This is a genomic window from Pseudoalteromonas sp. APC 3893, assembly GCF_030408095.1.
GTDB lineage: Bacteria > Pseudomonadota > Gammaproteobacteria > Enterobacterales > Alteromonadaceae > Pseudoalteromonas.
This window is the reverse complement of sequence record NZ_JASDCD010000014.1, coordinates 34,562-49,678: the sequence shown is the minus strand read 5'-3', so window position 1 is coordinate 49,678 and position 15,117 is coordinate 34,562. Positions and strand designations below refer to the sequence as shown.

General features: G+C 37.2%; 10 protein-coding genes. 5 read left to right on the top strand and 5 right to left on the bottom strand.

What is annotated here, in order from left to right:
- Position 1: 1 nt before the first annotated feature.
- Positions 2-601, bottom strand: coding sequence for a transporter substrate-binding domain-containing protein (locus QMA12_RS15195; protein WP_254911223.1), 600 nt, complete (start codon positions 599-601; stop codon positions 2-4).
- Between the two features lie 446 nt (positions 602-1,047).
- On the opposite strand from QMA12_RS15195, the gene QMA12_RS15190 reads away from it, so the two are divergent.
- Together QMA12_RS15190 and QMA12_RS15185 are read left to right on the top strand one after the other, a co-directional pair.
- Positions 1,048-1,632, top strand: coding sequence for an IS30 family transposase (locus QMA12_RS15190; protein ID WP_356948025.1), 585 nt, complete (start codon positions 1,048-1,050; stop codon positions 1,630-1,632).
- Positions 1,633-1,648: 16 nt separating this feature from the next.
- A complete protein-coding gene (locus QMA12_RS15185; protein WP_356948024.1) occupies positions 1,649-1,936 on the top strand; it encodes an IS30 family transposase in 288 nt (95 codons plus the stop codon).
- 68 nt (positions 1,937-2,004) lie between these two features.
- Here the strand turns inward: QMA12_RS15185 and QMA12_RS15180 are convergent, their stop codons facing one another.
- Together QMA12_RS15180 and QMA12_RS15175 are read right to left on the bottom strand one after the other, a co-directional pair.
- A complete protein-coding gene (locus QMA12_RS15180; RefSeq protein WP_290210528.1) occupies positions 2,005-2,457 on the bottom strand; it encodes an NfeD family protein in 453 nt (150 codons plus the stop codon).
- A 15-nt stretch (positions 2,458-2,472) separates the two neighbouring features.
- Positions 2,473-3,426, bottom strand: a complete 954-nt coding sequence (locus tag QMA12_RS15175; RefSeq protein WP_290210529.1) for a slipin family protein — start codon at positions 3,424-3,426, stop codon at positions 2,473-2,475.
- A 238-nt stretch (positions 3,427-3,664) separates the two neighbouring features.
- On the opposite strand from QMA12_RS15175, the gene QMA12_RS15170 reads away from it, so the two are divergent.
- Positions 3,665-4,882 carry a J domain-containing protein gene (locus tag QMA12_RS15170; RefSeq protein ID WP_290210530.1) on the top strand — a complete coding sequence of 406 codons (1,218 nt, stop codon included), beginning with the start codon at positions 3,665-3,667 and terminating at the stop codon, positions 4,880-4,882.
- Positions 4,883-5,140: 258 nt separating this feature from the next.
- Here QMA12_RS15170 and QMA12_RS15165 read toward each other — a convergent pair whose 3' ends face one another.
- Positions 5,141-6,586, bottom strand: coding sequence for a diguanylate cyclase (locus tag QMA12_RS15165; protein ID WP_254911222.1), 1,446 nt, complete (start codon positions 6,584-6,586; stop codon positions 5,141-5,143).
- A gap of 226 nt (positions 6,587-6,812) precedes the next feature.
- Here QMA12_RS15165 and QMA12_RS15160 point away from each other — a divergent pair, with 226 nt between their 5' ends.
- Positions 6,813-7,700: a cation diffusion facilitator family transporter gene (locus tag QMA12_RS15160; protein WP_087533398.1), complete on the top strand. Its 888-nt coding sequence runs from the start codon at positions 6,813-6,815 to the stop codon at positions 7,698-7,700.
- A gap of 399 nt (positions 7,701-8,099) precedes the next feature.
- Positions 8,100-10,571: an ATP-binding protein gene (locus QMA12_RS15155; RefSeq protein ID WP_254911221.1), complete on the top strand. Its 2,472-nt coding sequence runs from the start codon at positions 8,100-8,102 to the stop codon at positions 10,569-10,571.
- Positions 10,572-10,612: 41 nt separating this feature from the next.
- On the opposite strand, the gene QMA12_RS15150 is transcribed toward QMA12_RS15155, so the two are convergent.
- Positions 10,613-15,088 carry an EAL domain-containing protein gene (locus QMA12_RS15150; protein WP_290210531.1) on the bottom strand — a complete coding sequence of 1,492 codons (4,476 nt, stop codon included), beginning with the start codon at positions 15,086-15,088 and terminating at the stop codon, positions 10,613-10,615.
- Between the last annotated feature and the right edge of the window lie 29 nt (positions 15,089-15,117).

Sequence of the window (15,117 nt, the reverse complement as noted above, 5' to 3'; positions counted from 1 at the left end):
CTTAACGTAATTTAAATACTTTTTTTGATGAAAGCTGTAAACGTTGCTCAATGTCACCAAAAAAGGTTAAATATAAAGCGTCAAATTCTCCACTTTTTTGCAATTTTGATAAACCCAACTCAAGTAAGTCAATGAGTTCTTGATTTCTACTATTTGAGTAGAAAAAGTAATTACTTGGGTACTGCAACATAATCGCAGGTTCAATCATCAAATTAAGATGCTTTTGCTTAGCTGTTTCTGCTTCAATCGCTGTTACTGAACGAGGAAAGTAGTCAGCTAAACCAGAATCTAACGCTTTAATCATACCTTTATAATCTAGTTCACCATTAACAGTTAAGCCATTTCTTTTTAACACTGCAAAGTCTGACCAACTTTTCTTTTGCAATGCAATCAATGGCTTTAACTCATCAAGCTGGTTTATTTGAGAGAAAAGGTGTTGTTGATTTTTATTGATCATCAACAAGCGTTTACCATGCAGCCCTTTATAAATTGGCGTACTTGTGTGTATCAAGGAAGGATTAGATTCAGAGGGAATAGAGAGCCAAGCCAAATCAATACTATTAGGACGTTCAAGCTCTTCAACAATCCGCATTTTATTCATTGGTTTTACCGAATAAATAAAATTGACTGTTTTGCCCACTTTAGCAAAGCTTTGTTCTAATAAATTATGAAGGTATTGATTTTTGGGAGAGTCAATGATGCTAGGTCGAGCTAAATGCAGATTAATAACATTTTGTGTTGCACTAGATTGACAGCACCACAAAAAAGAAATCGTAAGTATTAGGCTTGTTATTAGTTTATTAATCATAACTAGTAATTTAGTTTTTAATTTAATTCGACTATAACAAAATTACGGTGATATTTACTACCTAGATTCAAATTGTAAGTGCATAACTTGTTTTGGCTAGATTAAGTGGTCAGTTGCTCATAAGCTAACTGCTTTTTCTCCGGCAAGAGATTTTACAATGAGACATTACAAACAACTGACCTATGAGCAAAGATGCCAGAGCGCTGTTCTAAAGAAAAAGCGGTTTTACGCAACAAAGTATTGCTGAGCTAACTAATTTATCGCAATCTACGATTTCAAGAGAGCTTTCTAGAAATACAGGCAAGCGAGGTTACAAATACAAACAAGCTCATGAGCGGGCTTTGTCTCGCCGAAGAAATGCAAGAAAACCGCTTAAGATGACACTTGAAATGATGGCTTTAATTACCCAGAAGCTTAATGAGAAGTGGAGTCCTGAACAAATAACGGGATGGTTGCGCAAGGAAAATGAACAATCTGTCAGTCATGGATGCATTTATCTATATATCTGGGAAGATAAAAAAGCAGGTGGTGAGTTATATCTACATTTGCGCCGACACGGTAAGAAATATCACAAGCGCAGCCATGGTAAAACAAACCGAGGGCAAATAAAGAATCGTGTTAGCATTGAAGAACGTCCACAAATAGTTGATGAGAAAGGCCGTATCGGAGATTGGGAAATAGATACCGTCATAGGTAAAGGTCATCGCGGCGCCCTTGTTACCATTGTGGAGCGGGTCACTCAATTCACTGTATCAACTCAGGTGGCAGGCAAAACAGCAGAAGCCGTCACTGCGGCGACTATAGAACTATTAAGGACATTATAGGTCAGCGCTTCATACCATCACGGCTGACAATGGAAAAGAGTTCGCTTATCACGAGCAAATCACAGAGACATTAAGTGTTCCTGTTTATTTTGCTCACCCTTATCACGCATGGCAGCGCGGATTGAATGAAAACACGAATGGATTACTACGCCAGTATTGGCCGAAGAGCATAGATTTTAAGGCGGTAACACCAGCGCAAGTTATACCAGTACTTGAGCAACTTAATAATCGTCCGAGGAAGACACTTGGATTTGAAACGCCTGCAAAATTGATGCAGGATCACTTGGCGGCTAAAGCCGCCTAAACGTTATGCACTTCAGATTTGAATCCGCGAACATCGATTCAACATAAAAGTGCAGTTAATAATTGTAATTAAATAGCCTCAACCCACATCACACCGACTTCTTTTTTTACTACTTTAACATGTGTTCCAGCATTAAGCGGTTGTTGGCTTTTCAGCTTCCAAGCAATACCTGAGTAGGTGTGTGTTGTGAGACCTTGTTCATCAATATCATTTGCAAGCACAAAATCAAGTTCAGCAAAGTCGCTTTTGACTTCTTTGCTATCTACATTTTCTTGCATACGTTTAAGTGGCTTCCATAATAGTAGGGCGCAAGCAGCTGTTATAAGTGTATTGCTCCACAGTGCAGTTGCTAATGAATCATCCAATAAGCCAACATTCATCATTAAGCCAGTCGCAAACAGCGAAATACCTAAAAACAATAATATGAACGTAGACATACCTAGCACTGCCACTTCAATGATCAGTGCTAATACACCTAAAATCATTAATGCTTCGGGCAGATTATTAATTATAAGGTCCATCAGTTACTCCACAGATTAACTTTTTTGCTTTTGGTTTAACGTGTTAATAATTGACATGCCTTGGGCGACAAGCGAACTGGCATCGGTGCCGTTATCTGGTAATAAAACAACCGATGACTCACGGGCAATAGCTTCTTTAGCCGCAATAGCTTTCGTTGCTAGATCTAATTGAATGGCTTTTTGACCTTGTTCGGTATCAGCTGCTTCACCGACTTTACGCAGTGCATCCGCTTGTGCTTCGGCGACAGCAATTATCGCTTTAGCTTCACCCTCAGCTCGTAATATTTGCTCTGATTTATCGGCTTCAGCTGCTAATACTTGCGCTTGTTTTTTACCTTCTGCAACATTGATGTTAGCCTGACGGTCACCTTCTGATTCCAGTATTTGCGCACGTTTAACACGCTCAGCTTTCATTTGTGCTTCCATTGCTTCCATAACCGATTGCGGTGGCACAATGTCTTTAATTTCATAACGTAATACTTGAATGCCCCACGGCTCAGCCGCTTGGTTAATTGCCGCGACAATATTGGTGTTGAGCAAATCACGTTCTTCAAAGGTTTTATCCAGTTCCATTTTACCCAGCTCAGAACGCATGGTTGTTTGCGAAAGTTGCGTAACGGCAAATACATAATCATCAACACCGTAAGTTGCTTTGTATGGGTCAAGTACTCGGAAGTATAAAACGCCGTCAACAATCAGCGAAATGTTATCTTTGGTAATTGCAGATTGAGACGGTACGTCTTGCGCTTGCTCTTTTAAACTGCGATCGGCAGCAATCCGGTCAACAAACGGCACAATAAAGTTTAACCCGGCTTCTTTAGTCGATTGATATTTACCAAAACGCTCAATCAACCAAGCACGGTTTTGCGGTACAAATTTAACACTGCTTTTAAGCAGCACTAAAACAAAGATCAGTAAAAACGCTTCAACAGTAAACACCATGTTGATAATTTGCGCGATAGGGTCCATAAATGCTCTCCTTAAATTATTGCCAAATTGGCGAGTCACACAGTTATGTCTGTACTTATAAGCGTGACTAACTTTAGATTACCATTGAGAGAAGCGCTCTCCAAGCGAAAAATCGTGACAAAGTATGTCAAAAAATCATATCGCTATGAAAAGAGCTGATTAGTGCCTAAATCTTGACTTTTAATCTAAAACCGTTGTTATGATATGTTTCAAGTAAACATTTTAGAACTAGGCTGACATGAAACCAAATAGCACTTTTTTACAAAACATAAAACAATCAACTGCGGTTAAGCCTACTTCTGAGCTTGAGCTATTATGGCAACGAATAGATAAACATACCAAACGTAACGCAAACTTTGAGATTAAAAAAGCGACTTTATTCAACCAGTTTCAAGAACAAGTTGAACCACACGAGCACCACCAAGCGAGTATGATAGCAAAGCAAATCATCCACTTGAGCAAGTTTATTCCACGTAAGAGTTTGACCGCAGAGCAGCGTAATGAACTTGTAGATTGGATAAATGCAGATATAGATTATCTATCAAATCACCCGTTTACAGGTGACTTAGATATGGAAGCAATAGCAAATACATTTCGTTCACACCTGGATACGCATAATCAAGAAGCGGTAAACGACATTCCCTCATCCGAGTTGAATATTTTCAGGAGTATGCTCCAGCAAGATTTTCCTGGTTTAGAATTAACGGATGAACAATTAAAGGAAATTACGCTTGATCCTCAACTGCTCTACCAACACCTAGATGAACAAGGCTTTGGTGATAACCAAGAGCATGACTCAGAGTACACAGATGATCCGTTTAATGCCGGCGATGCGCACAGTGATGATGATGAAAATTGGGATGATTTTTTTGACCAGTTTGAACGATTTGATCGTGATGAAATTAAACAACAAAAGACAGATGCAAAATTAGAAAAGCTATTTAAAGGCTCGCAGCTTAACAAAATGTATAAACGTTTAGCGTCAAAGCTCCACCCAGATAAAGAGCCTGATCCTAGCAAAAAAGAAGAAAAGCACGAACTAATGCAGCTATTAGGTCAGGCTCGTAAAACAAAAGACGGTTTTACCTTATTGCAGCTTTATATAACGCATTTTGACGACGACGTAGACTTTGACGAAGAAACTAAAGCTAATTTAGTGCCGTTACTGAAAAATAAGATAGCTGAGCTGAACAAACAGCACCGCCAACAAAAAGAAGGCAATGATCCGCATTCACTCGTGTGGCGTCAATTTAATGGCCGCAGTAAAGCGCAAATTAAACTTAACTTTACTAATCATATCGCAGCATTACAGGGTGAATGTGATGAAATTGCAGAGCGTTTAGGTTATTGCACCTCAGTAAAATTACTCAAAGAAGAACTAAATGATCGAATTTTAGATAAACGCCATATGCCCATGTCTATTGAAGATGCGCTCGAAAGCATGTTTAATTTTTGATTTAAAACAAGCTTATAAAGCAGAAAAGGAATTCTGCTTGTAATCAATAATTTTTCTGATAACGTTAATTAATCATAACAAAAAGAGTGCAGGGAATGCATGACTCCACAATTCGATTATATTTGCCAACGTCGTTTTCACTTTATTGAGCTAATCGTAAAATGGGAAGGGCGGTATTAGGTAAAAGCTTCCTGTAATTTTTATACCGTTCTCTCCCGTGAATGGGGAGGAGTCCATGCATCTGTTACAAATATCGGTTTAACGTTTTTCAGACATTTGAATATTATTCCGGCCTGAGTTTTTTGCTTTATAAAGTGCTTTGTCCGCAGTTTTGATTAGCTGTTCAGGTTTTGTTTCAAGGGTTGGTATACAGCTAAATCCACCTATACTTAAGGTTAGTTGGCTTGAAATTTTAGAAAACTGATGAGGAATGGCTAAGCTTTTTATTTTGCTTTGTATCAGTTCAGAAAATTGCTTGCAGTGCTCAGCATCAATACAAGGTAGAATAATTGCAAATTCTTCACCGCCATAACGGGCGGCTAAGTCACCTTGACGTTTACAGACCTCATCTAAGGTCAGCGCGACTTGTTTTAACACATCATCGCCGTGCTGGTGGCCGTAGTTGTCGTTAAACAATTTAAAATAGTCGATGTCGCAAATAATTAAACTGAGTGGTTGTTGTGCGCGTACGGCACGTTTAATTTCATATTGTAAAGCTTGATCAAAACGACGTCGGTTGGCGATACTGGTTAAGCTATCGATATTTGCTTGTAATTCGAGTTCTTTATTTGCTTTGAGTAATTGCTGTTGAATTTGCTCAATGCGTTTTTTATATAACGCATTACTTAATGCTCGCGTTATTATTTCGCCAATTAACTTGATCCGGATTAAATCCGTATTAGTCCAGTTCCTAGCGTTTTTCACGCAGTCGCAACCAATAAAACCGAACATATTATTATCTGCTTTCAGTCCAACACATAACAGTGACTGAATACCTTCGGCTTGAAATTCAGCCTTTTCGGCATTTGCGCAAACAGGTAATTGGTTAACATCAGAAACATTAAACACCTCAGACTCTTTCATTGTTATATAAAAATAAGGGAGTGCATCTTGCGGAATATTCTGCAATCGATCTTTAAAGGGGCTTACATTGTCATTAACCCACTCATGAGTATTGCTCATTAATTTGCCATCACGACTAAATTGAAACAAATAGCTACGATCTGCTTTGCTAAATGTACCAATAGTTTGCAGTACCAACTCGATTTGATGATCAAGATTGTCGGTTTGGATGTCGATTAGTTGAGTGGATATTTTGGCGATGACTTCATCAAAGTTATCAGCTGAAGCTGCATTATTTGTCGGTTCAAAAATAAAAACCTTAAGTGATGGCGTTAATTGGTTGCGCTTTATGTTGAGTTGATCGCTTTCCAATGAAAAAGCTTTGTCGGTAAAGTCAGCATGAGTTATGAGACTGTATAGTGACAATGTTTTGAGTGTATGTAAATCTGTCAGGTCAAGGGTTTTAAGTAGTGTGCTGGAAAGGTCTAACTGATTTGGTAAGTTAAATAATGCCTGTGTATTAGCGTTACAGTAAACGAGGTTGGTTTGTAAATCCAACAAAATAATAGCGATGGGCAGCGAAGATAGCGTATCCCATGTATTTTTTGTTGTTTGCACTTCATTATTTAACGAATATGTCACTGTTGCTTCAACCCCTTATTAACATATTGAGCATACAAGCAATCTATTTGAATTGGTACTGTTTTAATATTAGCTGGTGATGTCAGGTTTATCATCTTTAAAGGGAATTTTTTAGTGCGTTTGGTTAAGGGACGTATTACAATTGAGATTGTATATCATTGCGACGTAATACTTTCACCAGCATGATATCTATCTTCTCAATTAAGCACAGGTAAACTACACCTTCATGACCGATATTACGACGCACCAAGCTTCACGTCGAAGATTATTAATTGCACTTTCTATCACCTGTGCCTTTATGGTGATCCAAGTCATCGGGGCATATTATGCAAACTCATTAGCTGTTTTAGCAGATGCAGGGCATTTATTTGTACATAACAGCTCTTTATTTATTGCGTTAATAGCTTCAAGTTTAGCAATCCATTTAGCTAAAAACTTTAATGATGGCTATCAAAAGGCGGAGTTAACCGGTGGCTTAATTAATGGCTGTCTTTATCTGGCAATTAGTTTAATTATTTTATTTGAAGGTGGGGAACGTATTCTGCATCATCACGAAGGCCAAGGTGCACCAGTCAATAGTTATTTAATGTCGGTTATAGCTGCAACGGGCTTTTTGTTTCATGGTGCTGCTGCTTGGGTACTCTATAAAGGGCGTAAAGCAAGCATTAACGTGTACGCTGTTTTTTTACATTCATTTTTTGATTTAATTTCTACGGTCTCCACTTTTATCGCGGGTGTGTTAATTTATTTAACGGGTTGGACAATTATCGATATTTTATCGAGCATGTTAATTGCCTCATTTGTGATGTTTACGGGTTTAAAAGTCATTACCTCATGTGTGAAAGGGTTAGTACTGAGCAAAGCAAAGCTGCCCGATGTTACAGATATTGAATGTTCAATAGCTCAAGTAGAACATGTTGAAAATGTTCATAATGTAACAGTGGTTCGCCGTGAAGAAAAACTGGTTGTTGGTGCACATGTGGTGTTGAAGCGCCATTGTACGAAAGAGAAGCATGATGAGGCTTGCCGCTTAAAAGTAGAGCAGATACTTGCAAAGCAATTCAATATTGTTGAGAGCGTATTACAAATTGAAAGCAACGGCTGCCAACATTAAATGTGCTAATACGCTACCGCGTTAATTAATACTTGGCAAAATAGATTTTTTCCCTTACTTTTAATACTATTATTTAGTTGTTTGAGTAAGCTTTTGGTAAACATTCAGCATCGCTATTTTGCATTAACTGGCACAATTGTATTAGCGCTGCTCGCTGGCTTTTTCAATTTACTTCCTTTTTGGTTTCTTGACAGTTCAGAGTTTCTTCTCGGTCAATTGTTCGTTTTATTTTGTCTACTTAGCTTTGGCTTGCGTTATGCCGTGTTAGCTTGTGCAGTGAGTGCCGCGTTCATATTTTATCGCTGGGGACACTGCTGGCCTTCCATTGTATTCATGGGGGAAGTATTTTGGCTTTATTATTTTTGCTACTGCCGCGCAAAAAGATTGTTTTTTCTCGGCATGGCATATTGGCTCATAATTGGTCTACCTGTACTTGGGCTGACTGGTATATTTATTATGGAATTGCCAAATTTAGCCGTACTCACCGCGTTAGTGAAATATTTTTTAAATGCTGCTATTGTCCTTAGTGTTGTTGATTTAATTAGCTTTTTCTTCAATGGTCAATCTTGGCATCGTAATTCTTCGTCTTTGTATAAAATTTTAAATTATATCGTTAGCTTATTGGTTATTTTAGTGGTGTTGATAATCACGATAGCACTGACTAATAACCATTATTCTCGCGTGGAATATGAGGTTAAAAGCCAGTTATTAGACAAGTCCAAAGATATAGCGGTTAAAATTGACCTTTATCTTAATGATTATCGTCGTGGGGTAGTTTTGACAGCTAAAGCAATTGAGCAGGGCGTTGATGAAGAGACTGCCTTAGCCAATTTAATGGCTCAATACCCTAACTTTCGGTCTTCAATTGTCAGTGATGAGAACGCAATTGTGCGCGTTTTTAATCCTGGAAGTTTAAAAACAAGTTTAAATGATGATGCTCCGTCAATTGCTGATCGGGATTACTACAGGCAAGGAAAGGAACAGCCAAATGGTTATATTTCGAATATATTTAAAGGCCGAGGTTTAGGGAATGAGGCTATTGTTGGGGTGTCAGCACCAATAACTATTAACGGAGTTTTTCAAGGAATTGTTGAAGGTTCTCTGGTATTTGGTTCATTGTTGCAATTTAGACCTCACTTTTTTGATAATGAGGGGGAGTTAATTGTTCTCGATGCGAGCAAACAAGTCGTCTTTTCTACACTTAGTAAGCATTATACTGTGTTATCAAAATTAACGGATGTTGACCTCTCTCAGTTTAATGGGAATGCAAGGTCAATTATGGAAAAAACGATTGATGGTGAGCAGCACTATGTGCAATTACAAAAAACACAGCAACAGGGATGGTATGTTGCTACTTTGTTTAAGCGCAAATATGCAAATTTAGTTGCAGCAAGTGCTTGGCTTGAGTCTCTGGTGTTAGCCATCATTATTATTTTATTGATCAGCGTTTTTATAACGCAGTTATGTAAGTGGTTGGTGCGTCCAATTAAGGAACTTAGCTCGCAAATTGATGAATTTGACCCACAATTCAATGCGGTTTCGTTTCCTCAAAATGCCAGTTCATGGTTAGAGTTATTCAATCTGCAACAACAGTTTACTTCCATGGCAGTTAAATTAAGTAATAACTTTAATGAGTTAAAGCAAGTTAATACTGAAAACAATGCACTTAATCAACAACTAAAAAACTTTAATGTTGAGCTTGAATATCAAGTTAATGAAAAAACGGATGAGCTGTTGAATGCTGTTGCAGTTGCAAATAAAGCAAGCCAAGCAAAATCACAGTTTTTAGCTAATATGAGTCATGAAATTCGTACCCCTTTGAATGGCATAATAGGTTTAACAGATATTTTGCTTAGCAGTAAATCTAAGCACGATGAAGAGCATAGCCATTTAAAAATGATTCAACAAAGTGCTGATAATCTATTAATTATTCTAAATGATATTTTGGATTTTTCGAAGATAGAAGCAGGTGCATTAAAACTCGATTTACAAAGTGTAAATGTTGAACAGTTACTCACTCGTTTGACAAAAGTGTTTGTTGGCACAGGTTTAAAACCTGAGGTGAAATTTAACCTTGAAATTTCCCCTAATTTACCCGCCACGCTTTTGTTGGATGGTTTAAGGTTCAGCCAGATCATTAATAACTTGCTCAGTAATGCCGGTAAGTTTACCACTGTTGGTGAAATTACCTTACATGTTCAGTATTCAGCATCAAAACTTGCTATTGAAGTAGCAGATACCGGCATAGGTATATCACAGGCACAACAAAAATTACTTTTTAAAGAATTTACCCAAGCCGATATTTCAACAACCCGTAATTATGGCGGGACAGGGCTTGGTTTAGCTATTTGTAAGCGTTTAATTACATTAATGGGAGGACAACTCAAATTAACCAGTGAGGTTGATGTAGGAAGTTGTTTTCGCTTCGAAATACCAGTGAAGCACGCCCAGACTATTAACCAAGTTTCTGATAAAACAGGGGTCCCCGCTTTAACTAATTATAGTTTGCTACTCGTGGAAGATAACTCAATTAACCAACTGGTTATAGCTAAGATGTTAGAAGCGACAGGGTGTACGCTTGCAATAGCGAATGATGGTGAGCATGCTTTAGAATGTTTAGAGACTATTACACCTGATTTAATTTTGATGGATTGCCAAATGCCTAAACTGGATGGCTTTGATTGCACGGCTCATATTCGTGAAAATACTTCAAAGTATGGTGAAGTTATAATTATTGCCATTACAGCCAACGCGTTCGAAGATGATAAAAATAAATGTATAAGCGTTGGAATGAATGACTTTATAGCTAAACCTGTAGATAGAGAGCAATTATACAAATGTCTTAATAAGTGGCTAACCAACTCAATGTAAATGTGAGTATTTAATTAAATTATTAGCTATTTTATCTTAGATTAAACGTTTTGTAGTTTTTGCAGCAAAGGGCTGAGCTCTTTTTCATCTAAAAGCATATTACAGGACATTGGCTTGGCAAAATAATACCCTTGAAAATCGTAGCAGCCTAATTTGGTCAGAAATTGTATTTGTTCTATAGTCTCAACTCCCTCAGCAATGCAATATAAATTTAAGTTTGCTGCTAGTAAGTAAATTGTTTTGATAATAGACTCATTACTTTTATCAGTGCCTATGTTTCTGATAAAGCTTTGATCTATTTTTATTACATCAATAGGAAACTTGCTTAAATAGGTAAGCGAAGAATAACCTGTACCAAAGTCATCAAGTAATAGTTTAAATCCTGCATTTTTTAATAATTGTAATTGCTTTGCCGCTTTTTCTTTATCATCAAGTAAGGTGTTTTCGGTGATCTCCAATTTTAATTGAGTAGGATTAATGCGGTGCTGCGATAAAATTTCCAAAAGCCGAACATTAAGATTTGTTTTTAATATATGTACAGGGGATAAGTTGAGCGATAAATAAAATTTAGGGTTAGCACGAAGCACTGAGGCTAGCTCTGTTAAGGCTCTAATTAGCGCTTGCTCAGTGAGAATATCAATTAAACCCGCTTCTTCAGCTATAGGGATAAATACTGCCGGAGAAATCATTTTTCCTTTGTGCTTCCAACGCATTAATAGCTCAACGCCATTTATTTTTTTTGTTTTGCTATTAACAATTGGTTGGTAATTGTTGAACAATAGGTCGTCTTTTTGCGCATCTTTTAAGGCATTTTCTAATAGTAACTTTTGTGTTATCCGCTCATTCATTTGTTCGGTAAAAAACTTAAAACCATTTCTACCAGCTTGTTTAGCATGCATCATGGCTATGTCGGCATGGCGGATCAGTGTATCTGCGTTATCGGCATCAAAAGGGTATAGGGCAACGCCAATACTGGCTGATATATTGATTGCAAAATCATTTATTTCAACGCGTTTACCAAGCTCTATTGAAACAGATTTTACTAATTCACTCAGAGATTGAGGTGACTCAAGGTTTTTTACTAACAATAAAAACTCATCACCACTTTGGCGTCCTAATAGTGAATTACTATCTAGCATATTGTTTACACGTTGAGTGATATTACATAAGAGCTGATCGCCAACAGCATGGCCAAAAGAATCATTAACAGGCTTAAATTTATCTAAATCAATAAAAAGGAGTGCCGCGAGAGTCCCATCTTGGTGGGCTGTTTTTATAATATAGTTAATTTTTTTGTACATTAAAGAGCGGTTAGGTAGTTTAGTAAGAGGATCGTAGTTAGCTAAATACCGTAATTCATTTTCTGCCCTTTTTTGTTCAGTTAAATCAGAAATAACAATAACATAGTAGCCAATTAAAGGTGCTTCTTTAGTAATGGCGGTGATGCTAACATGAATAGGGTGCGAAGGATTAGCTTTGGTTTTAATATATGCATCACCACGCCAGTTTTCTTTCGCTTTTAGGGTTTTAAGAACATTAATATAATTGAGGTATTGGTGCTTACCAAGGGCTGATAAGAAACGTTTTATATTTAATTTATCTGCTTGTGAGTTGATAGAAAATGCTTCAGCAAAACTGTTGTTGACCGAAAGAGGTTGATAATTACAGTCTAATATTAATAGCCAGTCATTGATTTGGCTAAATGCTTCGCCTAATATCGCGGCTTGTTGCGCGTTTGCTTTTTGTTGGGTGATGTTGGTATAGATCCCTGATACTCGGATCACCTCGCCAGTTTCGTTTCTTTGCGTTACTTTACCAAGATCTTGATACCATAACCAATGGCCTTGAGCATGTTTTATACGGTATGTTGCTTGCCATTGTTGATTGTTATTTTGGGTTATGAAGTTTTCCCAGTCTTGGCTTAGCTTGTTAAAATCGTTAGGGTGTATTAATTTAGAGAACTCCGAAAAATCGATATTATCAGATAAGCTTTTATAACCAAGCTCTTGCTTTAAACGATGTTGAGTACCTGAATGAGTTAGTAAGTTTACCTCCCAGACGCCACTGTTACTGCTACTCAATGCTAAAGCAGTTTGCTGTTGTGATTGCAACACATTTTTGTGAGATTGCTCTATGGTGATTCGCTTAGTACGGTATTGCCAAAAAATAAAAAGTAGAATGAATACGCTCATAAGCCCATATAAAGATAATGCAATTGGTGAGCGCCAAGGGGCGTAGGCAACTTTAAAGTGCAATGTAGCAGGCGTAGTTAACTTTGTGTCACTATTTAAGTATGAGGCGACGGATAATGTGTATTTACCTGGTGGTAATGTAGGTAAAAAGACTTTATTGTCCCGGTAATTGTTATAACTAAATGAGCTAGGCCCAGTTAAAGAAACTTGATAACGGGCTTTATCAATATTTATAAAATCGAAATTCGAAAAACTGACTTCTAATCCCATATCATCGGCGCTTAACTCCAGTTGTTTATTTTCGTAGCGCATTGGGTAATATTGGATATGTTTTGAAAATAATGAAACGTTGGTTATATGGGTGTTGAGTTTGTTTGTAACATCACTTACATCTAAAAAATCTTGCGGGGCGATTGTTAATAAACCTTGAGTAGTGCCAAAGGCAAGACGGCCATCATCAAGAATTGTGTGTGCATCAAGATTAAACTCGTTGACCGTTAAGCCATCTTTGACCGTATATGAATCGACCTGCATTGAATTTACATCAATTTTGTACAAACCATTTTGACTGCTCGCCCATAAAAAACCAAACTGGTCAATCTGTAACGCAAAAATAGATTTAGTATTTATTCCATCGGCGAAATTTAGGCGATGTTTCTCCTTGTAACTGGTTGCATCTAAGGCAATTAAGCCTTCATGGGATGATGCAAGCCATAAGGTATTATTATAATCAATAACCCAATCATCAATCGTTATATACATCAATGGGTTGTGGTTTTTAACTTGGTAGATAGTGGTGAGCTTTTGCGTTGTTTCATTGTAGCGGTACAAAGCACCTGATGCACTAATGAGAAAATCATTGGGGTAATTAGTCAGCGGTTTTAAAAATGTATGCATTACAAGGGGATCTAATTGGTCAATAAGGCCTTTAATGACTCTGGTTTTCCCTGTAGTGCCATCGTATAGATAAAAGTTTTCAGAATTAAGGAAGGCAAATGTGTCCTTTGAGATTTGATGATAGCCAAACGAACCACGTTGATTAATAACGCGTTGAGTTAGGCCATGGCTTTTTATTGGCGATAAGCGTTGTGTTTTCTTATCAAAAAGGGCAAGGCCATCGTAAACTAGTAACCATAAATATCTATTAGGTTTTCCCAAGTCTGCATCAGTGACACCAAACACGGCAAACTCACCAAAAAAAGATTTTTTATCTTCAGTTGATAAAAATGTTTGGCTTTGTAAGGTGGCCGTATTTAGTTTCGTTAGCCCATTACCGGTACCAACCCAAAGTGTATTTAAGGCATCTTGATATACACTTAGAACGAGATTGTTATGTAATTTGCCATTGTGATTTATTTCTATGTTTTTAAATCTTTTCGCAAGCGTCGACCATCTAAATACACCTTGTGAGCGAGAAGATAGCCACGCCAAGCCGGTGTTGTCTAACATTACGTTCATTATGGTGTTGTCAGAGATATTAAACTTACTTTGATCAAAACTAAGAATAAATTCTTTTTCACCAGTATTACGATGATATTGAAATAACCCACTCTCGGTTGCGATATATTCACCATACGGGCTGTTTATGTAATCCCATATGTTGTGTTCACTTATAAGAGTTTTGATCTGCTTTGTATTTAGTTGATCTACCTCATTAAAAGCAATTCTATAAAGCCCTTCAACCGTACCAACCATTAAACCTAGCTGTTGGTCGGCTCTTAAAAATTTCACATTACTGTTATCTGCGTTTTGTTTGAGTTTAGGTAATAAAGGTATTTTGGTTGTGTATCCATCAATTAATGATTGTGAAAATAAGCCGTCGCTAGTACCAATATAAAGATAGTTGTTATGAACTGTAAGGGCACGAACGACATGATCCTTTTTTTGAATAGAAAATTCATGACTGAACGTTTTTTTCACCGCATTATAAATATACACATTTTGGTTAATAGCTAGGTAAAACAGATCACCTTGTTGTTCAACCGCCATAATTGGAGAAAATATTTTATCTACTTCGTTGAGCTTGCCTGAATATATTTTATTTGTCGCTAAGGTCGTAGGGTCAATAATATAAGCACCAGAGTACTCTGTAGAGACAAAAATTTTTCTGTCTTTGGTTTCGTATATTAGTAATATTGAGAATTGATCAAAGTCAGGTAAAATCTGTACTTGATAGCCATCATACCTATTTAAGCCTTGGTTGGTTGCTATCCATATATAACCTAGCTTATCTTGCAAAATATCATTTACAAGGCCTTGCGAGAGGCCTTCATCGGTAGATAAACGTTGTAGTTGTTGAGCATAATTTTTTGTATTTGCTTGCACATTACATAAAGTCGATATGAAACCTAACA